At 64.6% G+C, this 18289-nt stretch carries 14 protein-coding genes; 13 read left to right on the forward strand and 1 reads right to left on the reverse strand.

The annotated features are described in order from the left end of the window. Positions 1-45 precede the first annotated feature (45 nt). Entirely contained in the window at positions 46-966 is a 921-nt protein-coding gene (locus tag E2K99_RS04625) for a LysR family transcriptional regulator (RefSeq protein WP_134221489.1), read from the reverse strand. Between the two features lie 365 nt (positions 967-1331). Here E2K99_RS04625 and E2K99_RS04630 point away from each other — a divergent pair, with 365 nt between their 5' ends. The 13 genes from E2K99_RS04630 (at position 1332) to E2K99_RS04690 (ending at position 18281) form a co-directional block, all read left to right on the forward strand. Then, positions 1332-2186 carry a SphA family protein gene (locus E2K99_RS04630; protein ID WP_134224028.1) on the forward strand — a complete coding sequence of 285 codons (855 nt, stop codon included), beginning with the start codon at positions 1332-1334 and terminating at the stop codon, positions 2184-2186. 49 nt (positions 2187-2235) lie between these two features. Next, positions 2236-3396 carry an alpha/beta hydrolase family protein gene (locus tag E2K99_RS04635; RefSeq protein ID WP_134221490.1) on the forward strand — a complete coding sequence of 387 codons (1161 nt, stop codon included), beginning with the start codon at positions 2236-2238 and terminating at the stop codon, positions 3394-3396. Positions 3397-3443: 47 nt separating this feature from the next. Further along, positions 3444-4370, forward strand: coding sequence for a VOC family protein (locus E2K99_RS04640; protein ID WP_121044492.1), 927 nt, complete (start codon positions 3444-3446; stop codon positions 4368-4370). 27 nt (positions 4371-4397) lie between these two features. Further along, complete coding sequence (locus E2K99_RS04645) at positions 4398-4769, forward strand: Rieske (2Fe-2S) protein (RefSeq protein WP_121044489.1); 372 nt, start codon at positions 4398-4400, stop codon at positions 4767-4769. Then, the gene (locus E2K99_RS04650) at positions 4766-5896 is read left to right on the forward strand and encodes an FAD-dependent oxidoreductase (protein ID WP_134221491.1); all 1131 of its coding nucleotides are present in this window, start codon (positions 4766-4768) and stop codon (positions 5894-5896) included. Before E2K99_RS04645 ends, E2K99_RS04650 begins: the two co-directional genes overlap by 4 nt. A 71-nt stretch (positions 5897-5967) precedes the next feature. Beyond that, the gene (locus E2K99_RS04655) at positions 5968-7122 is read left to right on the forward strand and encodes an MFS transporter (RefSeq protein WP_134221492.1); all 1155 of its coding nucleotides are present in this window, start codon (positions 5968-5970) and stop codon (positions 7120-7122) included. Further along, a complete protein-coding gene (locus tag E2K99_RS04660; protein ID WP_034331966.1) occupies positions 7119-7934 on the forward strand; it encodes a cyclase family protein in 816 nt (271 codons plus the stop codon). The genes E2K99_RS04655 and E2K99_RS04660 overlap by 4 nt, the downstream gene beginning before the upstream one ends. A 119-nt stretch (positions 7935-8053) precedes the next feature. Continuing rightward, a complete protein-coding gene (locus E2K99_RS04665; protein WP_134224029.1) occupies positions 8054-8635 on the forward strand; it encodes a cupin domain-containing protein in 582 nt (193 codons plus the stop codon). Positions 8636-8638: 3 nt separating this feature from the next. Continuing rightward, positions 8639-9622, forward strand: coding sequence for a fumarylacetoacetate hydrolase family protein (locus E2K99_RS04670; RefSeq protein ID WP_121044478.1), 984 nt, complete (start codon positions 8639-8641; stop codon positions 9620-9622). Continuing rightward, the gene (locus E2K99_RS04675; protein ID WP_134221493.1) at positions 9619-10584 is read left to right on the forward strand and encodes an NAD-dependent epimerase/dehydratase family protein; all 966 of its coding nucleotides are present in this window, start codon (positions 9619-9621) and stop codon (positions 10582-10584) included. Before E2K99_RS04670 ends, E2K99_RS04675 begins: the two co-directional genes overlap by 4 nt. A gap of 366 nt (positions 10585-10950) precedes the next feature. After that, complete coding sequence (locus E2K99_RS04680; RefSeq protein WP_134221494.1) at positions 10951-12702, forward strand: ShlB/FhaC/HecB family hemolysin secretion/activation protein; 1752 nt, start codon at positions 10951-10953, stop codon at positions 12700-12702. A gap of 5 nt (positions 12703-12707) precedes the next feature. Continuing rightward, positions 12708-13265: a toxin-activating lysine-acyltransferase gene (locus E2K99_RS04685; protein ID WP_134221495.1), complete on the forward strand. Its 558-nt coding sequence runs from the start codon at positions 12708-12710 to the stop codon at positions 13263-13265. 3 nt (positions 13266-13268) lie between these two features. Then, positions 13269-18281: a two-partner secretion domain-containing protein gene (locus E2K99_RS04690; RefSeq protein ID WP_134221496.1), complete on the forward strand. Its 5013-nt coding sequence runs from the start codon at positions 13269-13271 to the stop codon at positions 18279-18281. The last annotated feature ends 8 nt before the right edge of the window (positions 18282-18289 follow it).

The raw sequence follows: 18289 nt of genomic DNA on the forward strand, positions 1-18289 counted from the left end.
AAAAAGTCGGGTCGATCAAAACCTGATGAATCCATCAGGTTTTGATCAGGCCACTTTTTTATCCATCTCCCGCGCACTTTCCAGAAACACGCGCCGCAGCCATTCGATCCCCGGATCATTGGTGCGATAGCGATGCCACTGCATCATCTGATGCATCTCCGCCAGCGGTAGCGGACTTTCCTTGAGCACCACCGGCAATTGCGTGGCCAGCTTGCGCGCCAGCCGGCCATGTACGGTGGCGATGCGGTCGGTCCCCTGCACCAGTGCCACGCAGGAGGCGAAGCTGAAGCTGGTGATCTCCACCCGCCGCGCAAAGCCCAGCTTGCTGGCCATCCACGCCTCCACCGAGGAGGCATTGGCACCGGGCGGCACCATCACCACATGACCGGCCTCCATGTAGCGCTCCAGCGTCAGCTTGCCTTTGGCCAGCGGACTGTCGCGCCACACCACGCAGACGTGACGTTCGCGAAACACCTCCTCCGCCGGATGATCGGGCGTACAGAATTCCTGCGGCAGTACCAGCAGATCGACCTCTGCGCGATCCAGCGAACGGGTCGGATCCTGCACCTGCGGCATCAGCGCAAATCGAATGTGCGGCCCTTCGGCATGCGCGCGTGCGATCACGCGCGGGATCAGCACGTTGAGGCTGAAGTCGGAGACCGAGATGCGGAATTCCCGATGTGACTCCGCCGGGACGAACGCGGGCTTGGCGGCGATCGATCCTTCGATACGCCGCAATACGTCATTGACCGCATCGCGCAGCACTTCGGCGCGCGGCGTGGCTTCCATGCGGCGGCCGACCTGGATCAGCAATTCGTCATCGAAATATTCGCGCAGGCGCGCCAGCGCATTGCTCATGGCGGACTGGCTCAGGTGGATCTTCTCGGCGGCGCGGCTGATGTTGAGTTCGGTCAGCAGCGCGTCGAGCGCGACCAGCAGATTGAGGTCGAGCTTGTTGAAGCGCATTGGATAAGTCTCCGTTGTCGGGTGCCGGCCTTTCTTTTGTGCAAGGGTTGCAGGGCCGGTCATGTATTGATCCCGTCCATATCATGAATCAAAACAATCCATTTGATCAATATCAACCTCGACCTTAACCTTCATCCATCCGCTGCACGGCCTCGCAGAAGCATCCAAGAAAAGGCCGGCACGGCAAGCCGGTGGCGCCCTGCGCCATTGATCGGCCTGGCCCCGACAAGACGCCGCGACGGCGAAACAACAAGCCAGGCAGGGTAGGAGACAAGGAGACAGAAGTGAAGAGAGGAACCGTACCAGCCCGGCGGCTGGGGAATCGTGCCGTCCTGGCCGTCGTGGCCATGATCGGGAGTGCCAGCATGCAGTCCGCGCAAGCCTTCGAAGGTGGCGTTTCGCCATTCCCCACCGGGTCCACCAGTGAATACATCGCCGCGCTGCCGCCCATCCCGGGCCTGTTCGCGGTGGAGCAGTTCAACTACAGCAGTGCCGACGGCCTGTACGACAACAAGGGCAACAAGCGCCCCATCCCCTTCAAGACCGATGTGTTCTCGGCCACCACACGCCTGCTGGCTTCCTATGGCGTCGAATGGATGGGTGCCAAGGTTTATTCGCAACTGGTATTGCCGGTGGTCTCGCTGCATACCGAAGTGATGGGCCACGGCGAGAACCACAACGGCCTCTCCAACGTCACTGTCACGCCGCTGCTGCTGCGCTGGGATGTGGCCGCGCATACCAACGTCACCTTCGGCTTCGACTTCGCGCTCAAGACCGGTTCCTACGACCCCAATCGCACCAGTGTGGCGGTCGGCTACACCTCGTATCAGCCGGTGCTGGCGATCCGTCACAACGATCCCAACGGGCTGGACCTGGGCATCTCCAACCGCCTGCTCTTCAACGACAAGAACAGCGATACCAATTACCGCTCCGGCACTGCCTACGTGGCGGACTTCATCGGTGGCTGGAACTTCGGCAAGTGGAAAGTCGGCGTCACCGGTTCCTATCTGAACCAGTTCACCGATGACCGCCAGAACGGCGCCGACATCACCGGCAACCGCATGCGCAGCTTTGCCATGGGGCCGACCGTGGCCTACAACGCCGGCACCTACAGCATCAACATGAACGTGCAGCGCGGCCTGTACGCCGCCAACACGGCCAAGAGCGATGCCATCTGGATCAACTTCGCCATGCCGCTGTGGATGGGCGGCCCGCACTGAGGCCGCGCAGCCGTCCATCCGTATCACTCATCATCAAAGGAGTTACACCATGTTCCGTTACTTCCCGACGAACTATGTCTGGAATCTTTCCGTCGATCTCGCCATCGAGATGGGCGCACGCATCGGCGAAATCGAAGCCATGTGCGCCCCCCTGCAGGAGGCGGCCAAACAGCCTGACGCCGAAGGCACCGCCGCCTTCCGCGCCACCTGGGCGGACATGGCAGAAAAGCTCTGCAGCCTGGCCGCCGAGGATGAAGCGCGCGGCCGGCTGCTCTCGGCCGGTGCCAAGTACAAGCGCGCGGCCAGCTACCTGCTGACCTGCGAACGCCTGCAGGGTCACGGTGCACCGGGCCGGCTTGAGCTGTATCGCCGCTTCCTGGAAGTGTTCCAGCGCGGCATCGCGCTGGCCGGTGACAACTGCGAGCGCGTCGAGATTCCTTACGAAGGCAAGGTCATCTCCGGCCTTTATACCCGCGCGAACAATGTACATGGTCCTGCCCCGATTCTGGTCCAGCTCAATGGCCTGGATTCGACCAAGGAAATGAAATACCTGGTCGGCCTGCCGGGCTGGCTGGCCGAGCGCGGTGTCTCATCGCTGGTGATCGACCAGCCCGGTACCGGCGAGGCCCTGCGCCTGCACGGCATGACCGCGCGTTTCGATGCCGAGCACTGGGCGCGCCACGTGGTGGACTGGCTGGAACAGCGCGACGATGTCGATGCCAGCCGCATCGGCTGTGAAGGCGTCTCGCTGGGCGGCTACTACTGCCCGCGCGTGGTGGCCATGGAGCCGCGCTTTGCCTGTGGCGTGGTGTGGGGTGCCAATCACGACTGGCGCGATGTACAGAAAAAGCGCCTGGAAAAAGAGGGCGATTTCCCCGTGCCGCATTACTGGCAGCACGTTTGCTGGGTTTGGGGTGCCAAGGATATCGACGATTTCATGCGCATCGCCGAAGACGTGCATCTGGATGGCGTGGTCGAGAAGATCCGCGTGCCCTTCCTGGTCACCCACGGCGAGAAGGACACGCAGATTCCCCTGAAGTGGGCGCACCGTACCTACGAACAGCTGGTCAACAGCCCCAAGCGCGAATTGAAGATCTTCACCGACCGCGAAGGCGGCGCGCAGCACGCCAGCTTCGATAATTCCATCAACGCCGGCCACGTCATCGCCGACTGGGTGGCCGAGACCCTGGGCGGTCGCACCAAACGCTGAGGCGCACGGCGCCAACGAAACACCGAGTCAATCACAAGGAAATCCGCATGAACATCATTGGACCCGATGCCCTGGTCTTTGGCGTGGACGATCTGCCCGCCTGCCGCCAGTACCTGCTCGACTATGGCCTCAAGGAGGGTGGTAACGACCGTTACGAAGCCCTCGACGGTACCGCTATCGTGCTGCGCGCCAAGGACGACGCCACGCTGCCACCCCCCATGGGAACCGCCAGCCTGCTGCGCGAAACTGTCTATGGCGTGGCCGACGTCGCCACCTTGGATGCCATCGAAACCGAACTGCGCCGTGACCGCGAAGTCAGCCGCCGCGATGGCGTGGTGCGCAGTGTTGACGATATGGGCTTTGCGCTGGCCTTCCAGGTCACCGTGCGCCGTGCGCTGGACATCAAGTCGGAACGCGTCAACGGCCCCGGCGATGCCCAGCGCGCCCCGAACCAGCTGGGCCTGCCCGCCGAGGGCGAAGCCCTGCCGCGCACGCTGTCGCACGTGGTGTATTTCGTGCCGGATGCGGCCAAGGCCGAGGCCTTCTATCAGCGCCTGGGTTTCGTCTGCACCGACCGCTTCACCGGCGTGGGTCCCTTCCTGCGTCCGGCCGGGACCCTGGATCACCACACGCTGTTCATGATCCAGACCCCACCTTTCATGAAAGGCTGCGAACACTTCACCTTCCACATGGGCGGCCCGACCGAGGTGCTGCTGGCCGGCACCCGTTTCGTCGAGAAGGGTTACCAGAGTTTCTGGGGGCCGGGCCGCCATCGCTTCGGCAGCAACTGGTTCTGGTATTTCAATTCGCCGCTGGGCTGCCACGTCGAATACGACGCCGACATGGACCTGCACGACGATCAATGGGCCGCGCGCGAAGCACCGATGGGTGCCGATGCCTCGCAATTGTTCCTGTTCCAGTACCGCGAGAAGTGGGCACCGGGCGGCCCGCCGCCGCCGGGCGCAGCACACTGATTGCCGGGTACAGCGGGAGAGACGGCCATGTACCTGTGCCATGTCACGCAATTGCCTGAGGACGGCGCGCGCGGTTTCGATACCAGCGGGGCAGGGCAGGCCACCATCTTCCTGCTGCGCCGGGGCGACCAGGTGCGGGCCTGGCACGACAGCTGCCCGCACCACGGCACACCGCTGCCATGGCGGCGCGATGCCTATCTCGATGCCAGCGGGCAGCACGTGGTCTGTGCCGCCCATGGCGCATTGTTCGATCCGCTCACCGGGGTGTGCACGCTAGGCCCTTGCCTGGGCGACTCGCTCACGCCGGTGGCGCTGCGCATCGATGACGACGGCGGCCTGCACCTGGCCACCGGCGAAGACGATCAACTCATCAAGAAAAAGATTCAGGAGACACCATGACACTCGCAGCCCAACGCATCCTCATCATCGGCGGCGGTTTTTCCGGCGCATCGGCCGCCATTGACCTGCGCCGCCGTGGCGCCCAGGTCGACCTGGTGGAACTCGATCCCCAGTGGCGCAACTATGGTGCCGGCATCAGCCTCGGCCCGGCCACGCTGCGTGCGCTCAAGCAACTCGGGGTGCTCGATGCCTTCCTGCGCGAAGGCGCGGCCGGTGACGGTGTGCGCCTGTGCCTGCCGCACGGTCCGCAGATCGCCGAGCTGCCCACTCCGCGCCTGGCCTCGCCCGACGTACCCGGCGGCGGTGCCATCCTGCGTCCGGTACTGGCGCGCATCCTGGCCGATGCCACCCGCGCCTCGGGTACCGACGTGCGCCTGGGCTGCACTTTCACGGCGCTGCGCGAGATCGGCGACGAGGTCGAGGTCGACTTCACCGATGGCCAGACCCGCCGCTATGACCTGGTCATCGGTGCCGATGGCCTCTATTCCAAACTGCGGGCCCATCTTTTCCCCAACGCACCCAAGCCGCGCTACAGCGGCCAGGCCGTGTGGCGCGCCATCCTGCCGCGTCCGGCGGAGATCACCACCTGCACCATGTGGATGGGGCCGCAGATCAAGCCCGGCGTCAATCCGGTGTCGAAAGACGAGATGTACCTCTTCGTCACCGAGCCGCGTCCGGTCAACGACCACGTCGATCCGGCCACTTTCGTGGCGCGCCTGCGCGGCCTGCTGGAAGACTTCAGCGCCCCGGTCTTGAAGACCATCCGCGGCCAGCTCGACGACAACGCCCGCATCATCTTCCGCCCGCTGGAAGGCTTGCTGCTGCCGCGTCCGTGGTATCAGGGCCGCGTCGTGCTGATCGGTGATGCGGTGCATGCCACCACGCCGCACCTGGCCTCCGGTGCCTGCATCGGCATCGAGGATGCGCTGGTGCTGGCCGACGAACTGGCGCGCAACGGCAACGTAGCGCTGGCCTTGTCGGCCTTCGAGGAACGCCGCTGGGAACGTTGCCGCATGGTGGTGGAGAACTCGGCCCGGCTGGGCGAGATCGAGGTCGGGGGCGGCGACAAGGACGAGCACTCGCGCATCATGCGCGAGTCGCACGCGGCCCTGGTCCAGCCGATCTGAAATTTTTAAACAATATAAAAAATATAAACGACTAACGCTTCTGCAATCTGCGTACGACGCGAGGAGACAAGATGATCACGACCTATTCCAAGCGCGCCCTGGCTGCGCTGATGCTGGCGCACTGTGCCGGCATGATCGACCTGGTCGCGCTGCCGGTCTGGGTTGGCACGCTGGTGGCGCATTACCACTTCGATGCCCGCCAGGCTGGCCTCTTGGCCTCGCTCTTCCTGGGCGGCGCGGTGCTGGCCAGTGCCGTGCTGGCACCCCGTTTCGATCCCGAGACGGCGCGCTGGAAGGCGGCCATCGGCTTCGGCCTCTCGGCTCTGTTGTTCGCCGTGGCGGCGCAGACCCAGCACTACCTGCTGCTGGCCTTGCTGCATGCGGCGTGCGGCATCACCACCGGGCTCTCGCTCAGTGTCACGCATGGCACCATCGCGCGCGGCAGTAATCCGCATCGCGGCTTTGCGCTGGTGGGTATCGCGCTGGGCGCGTTCGCCATCCTGTTCCTGGGCAGTGCGCCGCCGATCATCGCCAGCGTGGGTGGTCCTGCATTGTTCTATCTCTTCGCGGGGGTGATGGCCATGGGTGCGCTGGCTTGTGCACTGGCGTTTCCCCGTCCGGAGACGGATGGCCTGCCGCGTGTCGCCAAGCCGCGCGAGCCGGTGCCGCGCCAGGTCTGGTACGGCATTGCCGGCATCGCCTGCATGGGGCTGGTGCAATCGATGACCTTCAGTTTCCTGGAACGTGTGGGCAGTGATCGCGGCTTCGGGCTGGAAGCGGTCACCGGTGTGCTCATCGCGCTGGGCTTCGTCAACCTGCTGCCCGCACCGCTGGCCGCTCTGCTGGAGAAACGGCTGCCCGCCCGCAGCGTGCTGATGGGCGGTCCGCTGGTGCAGGCGCTGCTGGTGGTGGTGATCATGAGTTCGTTGCGTTTTGCACCTTATGCGGCGGCGGCTTCCGTGTTTGCTGCCGTGATGATCTTCACGCATACCTTCGCCTTCGGTCTCATGGCCCGTCTGGACCGCAGCGGCCGCGCCATGGCTGCCACGCCCGCCATGCTGATGACGGGTGCGGCCATCGGCCCCATCCTCGGCGGCACGCTGGTGCAGGGCTGGGGCTATGGCAGCCTGGGTCCGGTGGCGGTGGTGCTGGGCGTGGGTGCATCGATCTGTTTCTCGCGGCTGCCGCGTGCGGTCGCCGTTCAACCTCAAGAGGCTCTGGCATGACCGCATCCCTGCAGACGCGTCGCCGTCATCGTTTCGTCGACCTGTCCATCTATCTTGAAAACGACGTGCTCTCCGACCCGCCCCCGCTGGCCCCGAAGATCACTTACCAGAAGCATGCCGACACCCTGCCCGAATTCATGGCCATGCTGCCCGGCACGCAGCCCGAGGATTATCCCGATGGCGAGGCCGCAGCGGCCGAGTGGGTCACGCTGACCACGCACAATGGCACGCATCTGGATGCTCCGTGGCATTTCCATTCCACGCAAGACGCAAAGAATGGCGGCGCGCGCCCCTCCATCACCATCGATGAAGTGCCGCTGGAATGGTGCTTCCAGGCGGGCGTGAAACTGGACTTCCGTCACTTCCCCGATGGCTACGTCGCCACCGCCGCCGATGTGGAAGCCGAACTCAAGCGCATCGGCCACGTGCTGCAGCCACTGGACATCGTCGTGGTCAATACCCGCGCCGGCTCGCGCTACGGTCACCGTGACTATCTCGGTGCCGGCTGCGGCATGGGTTACGAAGCCACCATGTACCTGCTCGAACGCGGCGTGCGCCTGACCGGCACCGATGCCTGGAGCTGGGACGCACCGTTCTCCTATACCGCGCAACGGGTAGCCGAGACCGGCGACAAGTCCCTGATCTGGGAAGGCCACAAGGCCGGCCGCGACATCGGCTACTGCCACCTGGAGAAACTGCACAACCTCGAAGCCCTGCCGGCGCATGGCTTCACCATCAGCTGCTTCCCGCACAAGATACGTGGCGCCAGTGCCGGCTGGACGCGCGCGGTCGCGATCTTCGACGAAACCTGAATATCGCCGCCGCACGGAGAGCATCAGCAGATTCAAGCAATACAAGCAATACAAGCAATACAAGCAATACAAGCAATACAAGCAATACAAGCGATTCAAGCGATTCAATGGAGCCCATGATGTCCTTCCCCCCGATTCACCGCGTGGTCACCGGCCACGATGCGCAAGGCCGATCCATCATCAGCAGCGACGGTCCGCTGCCGACCGTGGTCGAAGTGGCCGCCATTCCCGGGACGCTGTTCCATGAAGTCTGGAGCACCAGTGCCACGCCCGCGCGCGTGGACAATGGCCCTGATCCCAGCCTGGGAGCACTGGTGCTGTCGCCCCCGGCGCGCGGCACACGCATGCGCTTCGTCGACATCCCGCCCGACACCGAGGAGTTTCTCGCCAGCGCCAACAGCAAGATGCACGAAGCCTTCAGCCAGATCGGCGAAGCTTCGGCATCCACCGTGCAGACCGACTCGCCCCATCCGCTCATGCATCGCACGGAATCGGTGGACTACGGCATCGTCATCGAAGGCGAGATGACGCTGGTGCTGGATCGTGGCGAAGTCGCCCTGAAACCCGGCAGCGTGGTCGTGCAGCGTGGCACCAATCACGCCTGGGCCAATCGTTCCGGCAAGCCTTGCCGCATGCTGTTCATCCTGGTCGATGGCGAGTATGACCCGGCCATTGCCGCCCAACTCGCCAAGGGAGCGTAAGCCATGAAGTTCGCCACTCTGCGCGACGGCACGCCTGATGGCGCGCTGGTACTGGTCGCGCGCAATGCCGCCACCGCCTTGCCGGTGCCGCGAATCGCGCGCACTCTGATCGATGCGCTGGCGCGCTGGGACGAGGTCACGCCCGCCCTGGCCGAGCGCTATCAGGCCCTCAATGAAGGCCGTGCTGATGGTGCCATCGCCTTCGATGCGCAGCTGTGCATGGCACCGCTGCCGCGCGCACCGCAATGGCTGGACGCGTCGGCCTTCCTCAATCACGGACGTTTGATGGAAGAAGCCTTCAAGACACCGCCGATTCCGTATTTCGATACCGTGCCCGTGATGTACCAGGGAGCCAGTGATGATTTCCTCGGACCGCATCAGGACGTGCCGCTGCGTTCCGAAGCCGAAGGCATCGACTTCGAAGGCGAGTTCGGGGTGGTGGTCGGGCCGGTGGCAATGGGCGCGACACCGGACGAAGCCCTGCAGGCCGTGCGCCTGGTCGTGCAGCTCAATGACTGGAGCCTGCGCGCACTCGGCCCGCATGAGATGAAGACCGGTTTCGGCTTCCTGCAGGCCAAGCCCTCGACGGCCTTTGCCCCGATTGCCGTCACCCCCGATGAACTTGGCGATGCCTGGCGCGATGGCCGCGTGCAGATGCGCCTGCAGGTGCAATGGAACGGCGCGCGCTTTGGCGAACCGCACGGCGGTGAAATGAATTTTTCCTTCGGACAGCTGATCGCGCATGCGGCGCACAGCCGTCGCCTCACCGCGGGCTGCATCATTGGCTCGGGTACGGTCTCCAATGTGGCGCGCGCGGCCGGTTCAGCCTGCATCGCCGAGCGGCGCGTGATCGAGAAGATCGATCACGGCGAGATCCGTACCGGCTTCATGCACTTCGGCGATGAGGTGCGCATGCAGGCGCATTACGAGGATGGCCGTCCCGGTCCCTTCGGTATCGTTCAGCAACGCGTGGTGCAGGCAGCATGAGGGTCCTGGTCACCGGCGCGGGCGGCTTCATCGGCGCGATCCTGCTGCAGCTGCTGCAGCAGGTGGGGCAGGTCGGCCAACAGCGTATTACGCGGCTGGCGGCGATGGATCGCACCTTGCCTTTGCTGCCCGAGTCCGTCGAATGCATCGAGGGTGAACTGCAGGATGCGCAGGTGCAGTCACGCCTGGCACGGTTCGGTGCCGATCTCTGCTTTCATCTGGCAGCGGTGCCGGGCGGTGCGGCCGAAGCCGATCCGGCCACGAGTCGCCGCGTCAATCTGGATGCCACGCTGGATCTGTTCAACTTGCTGGCCGAAGGCAGGGCAACGGGGAGTGCGCCGCCGGTGGTGGTGTATGCCAGCACCATCGCGGTGTATGGCACGCCCTTGCCGGACCCGGTCACCCCGGCCACGCCCACGCGTCCGGCGCTGATCTATGGCGCGCACAAACGGGCTTGCGAAATCCTGCTGGCCGATGCCACGCGCCGTGGTGTGCTTGATGGCCGTTCGCTGCGTCTGCCGGGCATCGTGGCGCGTCCGCGTGCTGCCTCGGGATTGGTCTCGGCTTTCATGAGCGAGCTGTTGCATGCGCTGGCGGCGGGCGAGTCCGTGACGCTGCCGGTCGGACCGCAGGCCACTGCGTGGTGGATGTCGGCACAACGTTGTGCGGAGAACCTGCTGCATGCGGCGGTCATGGATCCGATGCTGGATACCGAGGGCCACATGGAACGCACCTGGGCCTTGCCCGTATTGCGGCTATCCATGCAGGAAGTGGTCGCAACGCTCTCGGCCTTGTATCGCGTGGATGGCCATGCGCTTGTGCGCTATGCCCCGCAAGAGCCGGTGGAGGCGGTGTTTGGCCGCTATCCCGAACTTGATGACCGTATCGCGCGCCGACTTGGCTTGCGTGATGATGGTTCGCCTGCCGAACTGGTACGGCGCGCTTTGTCTCTCCATTCCTGATCTCTCCGGACGCGCAGTTTTGCTGCGCGTCCCGGCATTTGTGCTGCGCTGAATTATTTGCGCGCCGGCCCTCTTTCCTGCCCTCAGGGCATATAGCTCCCTGCTGATCCATTGAGGACAATCAGTCCGTTTCCGTTGCCATATGGATTCATTGAGTTCACATTTCAGGGACTATTGGTGACTTTGCATCAATCAACATGATTTGCAACAGCCGAACAAATTCTTGTTTGGCGAGACTGTAAAGTTGGGTAAAATTGCCGCTCGGCATATTTTCCTTGTGGAAATGTCGCCACAAACAGGCAGACGGACCATCAGGGGTGACAGGTCCGCACCCGTTCAGCACCGCCCGAACCACAACTAAAAATCATGAAACAAGATCCTCAGGGAGTCTTGCGGGGCCCTTCGCGCCCACGCAGGCTGGCGACCGCTTTGTCCTTCGCTTTCAGTCTTGGCCAGTGGGGCCTGGCGCACTACGCGCAGGCACAGACCGACCCGGCCACGCAGCAGTATCAGCGCGAGCAGGAGCGCGAACGCGCACTGCGCCGCCAGCAGGAAACCACGCCGGACGTCCGCCTGCCCGCAGAGCCGGCCGCGCCCGCACCGCCGCTGCCTGCGCAGGAGACACCGTGCTATCCGATCCGGCGTGTGGAGCTGCGGGGGGAGGAGGCGGCGCGTTTCGCCTGGCTGCTAGGGGACGAGGCCTCAGTGGACGGGCGCTGCCTGGGCGTGCAAGGCATCAATGCCCTGATGACACGCCTGCAAAACGCCATCGTCGCGCGCGGCTACATCACCACGCGGGTGCTGGCCGAGCCGCAGGATCTCAACAGCGGCGTGCTGATGCTGACCTTGTTGCCGGGCCGCGTGCGGCAGATACGCTTCGCCGCCGATGCCGATCCACGCGGCACGCAATGGAATGCCTTGCCGCTCCGTCCCGGTGAGCTGCTCAACCTGCGCGACATCGAACAGGGTCTGGAAAATTTCAAGCGGGTTCCCACCGCCGAAGCCGACATCAAGCTTGAAGCTGCGCAGGGCGAAGGCGCACTGCCCGGCCAGAGCGATCTGGTCATCAGTTACCGCCAGGCCTTTCCCTTGCGGCTGGCGGTCTCGGTCGACGACAGCGGCTCCGATGCCACCGGCAAATACCAAGGCAGCATTACCCTGTCCTATGACAATTGGTGGACCCTCAATGACCTGTTCTACGTCAGCGTCAACCATGATCTGGGCGGCGGCCATGCCGGCCCGCGCGGATCGCGCGGCAGCACCGTGCATTACTCGCTGCCCCTCGGCTACTGGAACCTGGGCTTCACCACCAGCAGCAGCGACTACCACCAGACCATCGCCGGCCTGACGCAGACCTATCTCTATCGCGGCCAGAGCGAGACCAGCGAAATCAAGCTCGCCCGCATGGTCTATCGCGATGCCTCGCGCAAGACGTCGGTCTCTGCCAAGGCCTTCCTGCGGCGCGCCAGCAATTTCGTCAACGATACCGAGATCGAGGTCCAGCGCCGCCGCACTGCCGGCTGGGAGTTGGGCCTCGCACATCGTGAATTCATCGCCGATGGCGCACTCGACCTGAGCCTGGCCTACCGGCGCGGCACCGGTGCATTCTCGGCCTTGCCAGCACCGGAAGACGTCTTTGGCGAAGGCAGCGCACGTTTCTCGCTGGCCACGCTCGACCTCAACCTGAGCCAGCCCTTCAGCCTCGATGCGCCATGGGGACGACAGGCACTGCGCTACACGCTGGCCGCACGCGGCCAATGGAATGGCACTTCCCTGGCACCGCAGGAACGCTTCTCCATCGGCGGCCGTTACACCGTGCGCGGCTTCGATGGCGAGATGACCCTGCTGGCCGATCACGGCTGGTTCGTGCGCAATGAGCTGGCGGCCGCACTGGGCAGCAGCGGCCAGGAGTTCTTCATCGGCCTCGACTACGGCGAAGTCGCCGGACCCTCGGCGCAACTGCTGGTTGGCAAGCACCTGGCGGGCGCGGTAGCGGGCCTGCGCGGCGGCTACAAGAGCCTGTCGTGGGAAGCCTTCGCCGGCACACCGGTTTCCAAACCTGAACGTCTTGAGACGGCCCGCCTCACGGCCGGCTTCTCCCTCACCTGGTCCTACTGATGCTCATGACACCCGCTCCCCGTTTCGAGATCCTCGCGCCGCGCCTGCTGGCGGGCGAATTCAACGAAGCCACCGCCTTCGGCTCGGCGGCCTGGCTGTGGCTGCATTCAGCGCGCCACCGCAATGTGCCGCTGCATACGCTCTCCACGCTGCTGCTGCCGGCGATCAAGGAAGGCCGCTTCGTGCTGGTCTCCGAGCGCGGCCAGCCGGTGTTCTACATGAGCTGGGCCGATCTCGACGAGGCGGCGGAAGCGCGCTACCTGCAGCACTCGCCGGAACAGATGCGGCAGGAAGACTGGAGCAGCGGCGAGCGCCTGTGGATCCTCGACTGGATCGCGCCCTTCGGCCACACCAAGCTGATGATGCAGCTGGTACGCAAGCGCCTGATGGCCACCCGCATCATGCGCACCCTCTATCACCGTGGCGCGGAGCGCGGCATGCGCATCATGGAGCTGCATGGCATGGCCGTTCATCCGCGCGAGGCGCGCGCCTGGTTTGCGTTGCATCCGCCTGCCACGCCTGCGATCGCCAGCGTCGCCGATCCACTTGCCCTCTCTGCCTGAACCATGAACAAGCTCTGTTATCGCGTCATCTTCAACAAGACTCGCGGCCTGCTCATGGCCGTGTCGGAACTGGGCCGCAGCCATGGCGCGGCACCCGGTGCGGACGGCATGGCCACCAGTGCCGTGCCGCCGCTCAACGCTGCGCGCCTGCAGCCGCTGGCCTTCGCGGTGCTGGTGCTGGCCGGCGCGCAGCTGCTGACGCTCCCTGCCGCGCAGGCCCAAATCGTGGCCGATCCGTCGGCACCGCGCTCGCAACAGGCCGTGGTGGTGACTACCGCCAACGGACTGCCACAGGTCAATATCACCACGCCCAGCGCGGCAGGCGTGTCGCGCAATACGTACAGCCAGTTCGACGTCAACAAGCCGGGGGCCATCCTCAACAATGCCCGCAATGACGTGCAGACCAGACTGGGCGGCTGGATCCAGCGCAATCCCAACCTGGCCACCGGCACTGCGGGGGTGATCCTCAACGAGGTCAATTCGGCCAATCCCAGTTTCCTGCGCGGATACGTGGAAGTGGCTGGCGACCGTGCCCAGGTCATCATCGCCAATCCGTCCGGCGTGACCTGCGACGGCTGCGGTTTCATCAATGCCAGCCGCACCACGCTGACGACCGGCACGGCCATCATGAACAATGGCAATCTGGATGGATTCGTGGTCCGGCGCGGCACGGTCACGGTGCAAGGCGAGGGGCTGGACAGCAGCCAGTCCGACTACACCCACATCATCGCGCGCGCCGTCCGCATCAACGCCGGCCTCTGGAGCCGCGATCTGCGCATCACCACCGGGGCCAACCGCGTCAATGCCGACAACCAGGTCGTCGAGAAACTCGACGGCGAAGGTGACACGCCCTCACTCTCCATCGATGTGGCGCAACTGGGCGGCATGTATGCCAACAAGATCGTGCTGGTCGGCACCGAAGCCGGTGTGGGCGTACGCAATGCCGGCACCATCGGCGCAGCCGCAGGCGAGGTGCGCATCAGCGCCGCCGGCCATATCGAAAACACCGGCAAGATCCAGTCCACGCAGACCGCCAGCATTGCGGCCACCAGCCTGGACAACCGTGGCGGCAAACTGCAGGCCACCAGCGATCTCGACGTGACACTGGGCAGCGGTGCCCTGGACAACCGGGCCGGCCTGCTCGACACCAGCGCCAACCTGCACCTGCAGGCCGCCAGCATTGACAACCGCGACACCGGTGCCAGCGACCAGGGTCTCCATGGCGCGACCATCAGCGTGCAGGCACAGTCGCTCGACAACCAGCGCGGCAGCATGCTGGCCAGCCAGAGCCAGACCCTGCGCACCGAACGCAGCCTGGACAACAGCGGCGGCGTGATCTCCGCCGCCGGTGACCTCTCCATCAGCGGCAGCAATCTGGCACTCACCAATACGGGCGGCCGGATCCAGACCAATGCGGCATTGCAGGTACAGGCCGCCAGCATCAGCAATACGGGGACGAGCGGCTTTTCGCAAGGCCTGCTCGGCAAGCGCCTCACGCTTGATGCAGACGTGATCGACAACCGCCGCGGCAAGCTGCGTGCCGACGAGGCACTCGCCATTCGCGCCGCCACGTCCGTGGACAACAGTGCCGGCGCAATTTCTGCCAGTGCGGGCGTGAGCATTCAGGATCGCTTGGATGCGCCCCCGGCACGCCGCCTCAGCGTGCGCAATGATGGCGGCCTGATCGAAACCGCCAACGCCCTGGACATCAAGGCGGCCGGTCTTTCCAACACTGACACCGGCGGCACCAGCCAGGGCCTGCGTGCCACCCGCATCAGCATCGATGCCGATCGCATCGACAATACGCGCGGTGCCATCCTCGCCAATGACAGCACCACCGTCAGCGCCAGCGGCAGCCTCGACAACAGTGCCGGCACCGTCTCGGCCGGCGGCGCGCTGCGCATCGCTGACCGCAATGCCGACAGCGCCAGCGGCAACGGTGCGGTCAACAACAGCCGCAGCCTCGCCATCACCAATACCGGCGGCAAGCTCGATGCCGGTACCACCAGCATTGATGCGGCTGCATTGGGCGGTGATGGCCAGGTATTGAGCCAGCAGGCCACGACCGTCAAACTGACCGGAGGCTTCAGCAACAGCGGCACGGTGCGCAGCAATGGCAGCATCGATATCGACAGTGGCGGCACGCTTGCCAACGATGGGCTGATGCAGGCCGCAACGCTGCTCAGGATCAAGGCCCCTACCATCATGAACGGTGCGGGCGGCACGCTGGTCGGCAATCGCCTGCAGCTCAATGCCACTGATGCCCACACGCTGGTCAATCGCGGCCTCATTGACGCGCAGGAGACGGTGATCGTCACCCAGACCCTGCGCAACCTGGGGTCCGGACGCATCTTCGGTGACCACGTCGCCATCGCTGCCACCACCGTGGACAACGAAGCCGAAACCGTCAATGGCGTCACATCCGCGCCGGTGATCGCCGCTCGTGACCGTCTCGACATCGGTGCAGAAAACGTCAACAACCGCGAACACGCCATGCTCTTTGCCGGTGGCGACATGGCCATCGGCGGCGCGCTGGATGCCGGCAACCGGGCTACGGGCCAGGCGGGAACCGTCAACAACAACAGTGCCACCATCGAAGCACAGGGCGCACTGGACCTGTCTGCGCGTACCATCAACAACACCAATGAACATTTCAGCACCGAGGTGGTGGAGGTCTCGCGCGAGGAGAAGCGCGAGTTCCAGTATTCCGGATCAGCCACGCGCTATGACAACAGCCAGGTCGCCATCATCAACGATGAAGCCGACGACATGTGGCTGCGCGACGCCAACGGCAACCCGTCGGTAAAGCTGGGCAATGACTTCAACCGCTATGACTACACCCGCGTCATCCAGGAAAGCCGCGTCAGCCAGAGCGATCCGGCGCGGATCTGGTCGGGGCAGGGCCTGCGCATCCGTGCTGACGTCCTGAACAACGACAAGAGCCAGATCATCGCCGGCGGCACCCTGACCGGTGCCATCGGCACGCTCAACAATACGGAAGTGCCGGGCCAGCGCATCATCACCGACAGCGGCACCGCTTTCCACTTCTACAACATCGAGAAAAAAGGCCGCGACGAACAAGGCGTCTCCAGCACGGGCTACTATCCGGGCCAGATCGTGCAGGCGATCAGCCTCACCCCCACGGTCTACCAGCAGAACACGGCCGTGGCCGGCAGTGGCACGCAGGTGGGCCGGCTGAACAACGCCGCCATGGCCAATGGCGTGCGTGTGCCGGGCGTGGCGCTGGCCATTGGTGGCGGAGGCGCGATCCGTCTGCCCGACAACAGCCTGTTCTCGATCAACACCAACCCGGCCCTGCACTACCTGGTGCAAAGCGATCCGCGCTTCACCAACTATCGCACCTGGCTCTCGTCGGACTACATGCTGCAGCAGCTGAACGTGGACCCGACCCTGACGCAGAAGCGCCTGGGCGATGGTTTCTATGAACAGAAGCTGGTACGCGAACAGGTGGCCGAACTGACCGGCCGCCGCTTCCTCGACGGCTACAGCACCGATGAGGCGCAATACCGCGCCTTGCTGGAAGCGGGGGTGACCGTGGCCAGGCAGTACAACCTCAAGGTCGGCGTGGAACTGAGCGCCGCCCAGATCGCTGCGCTCACCGCCGACGTGGTGCTGCTGGTGGAGAAGGACGTGGTCCTGCCGGACGGCAGCACGACCAGGGCGCTGGTGCCGCAACTCTACGTGCGCCTGAAAGACGGCGACATCAACGGCCACGGTGCGTTGCTGGCGGCCGACAGCATCAATCTCAAGATCAGCGACAGTGCCAACAACAGCGGCACCATTGCCGGCCGCAACCTGCTGACCCTGGATGCGGCGACCATCAACAACAATGGCGGCCGTCTCACCGCCAAGGACGCAACGGTGGTGGCGGCGCTGGATGTGAACAACATCGGCGGCACCATCGATGCCGGCGACAAGCTCAGCGTGAGCGCCGGGCGCGACTTGAACCTGGTGACGACCACGCGCGACACCGCCACCGACCAGGCGACCCGCACCAGCGTGGAACGGGTGGCGGCCCTGTACGTCACCAATCCTGGCGGCACGCTCACGGCCACGGCGGCGCGCGACATCAATGCCAAGGGCGCGCAGATTGCCAACAGCGGCGAGGGCGGCAGTACCACGCTGGCAGCTGGCAATAACGTCAATCTGGACACGGTGACGGAGAAATCCACCCAATCACTGCGCTGGGATGCCAACAACTATCGCAAGGAAGCGATGAGCAGCGAGGTCGGCAGCACCATCGCTGCCGCCGGCGATGTGCGGGTGATGGCAGGCAACGACATCAATGCACGGGGATTGAATGCCACCAGCGACAAGGGGGCCATCAATCTGGCAGCGGCCAGCAACGTCAATCTCGGCACTGCCGAATCACGGCAGCAGGTCGATGAAGGGCACCAGACCAGCGGCAGCAGCGGGTGGCTGTCAAAGAAGACGGTGACTACGCGCGATCAGGTGGACCAGTCGCAAGCCTCGGGCAGTACCGTTTCCGGCAATACGGTCAGCGTGGCGGCGGGCAAGGATGTGAACGTCACGGGCAGCAATGTGGTCTCCACGCGCGGCACGCAGATTGCGGCGGCGGGTGATGTGAATATCGTAGCGGCCAGCGACAAGTCCGACAGCACGCACGTGCGCAATGAAGTGACCAGCGGTCTCTTCAGCGGCGGGGGCTTCGGGGTGACAATCGGCAAACAGGAGATGGACAACAAGAACCGCACCGTCAGCAGCACGGCGGTGTCGTCCACGGTCGGCAGTACCGAGGGCAATGTGGCCATCAGCGCGGGGAGTGGTTACAAGCAGGTTGGCAGCAATGTGATGGCGCCCAAGGGGGACATCGATATCCTTGCGCGGCAGATCAGCATTCTGGCGGCGACGGACAGCGAGCGGAATACGCAGGATGTGGTGTTCAAGCAGAGCGGCTTGACCTTGCAGATTACCAGTCCGGTGTTGTCGGCGATTCAGACGGTGCAGCAGCCGAGGCCGTGGCGATGGCAATGATGTGGCGC

The sequence above is a fragment of the Herbaspirillum huttiense genome (assembly GCF_004367745.1).
GTDB classification, from domain to species: domain Bacteria; phylum Pseudomonadota; class Gammaproteobacteria; order Burkholderiales; family Burkholderiaceae_D; genus Herbaspirillum; species Herbaspirillum huttiense.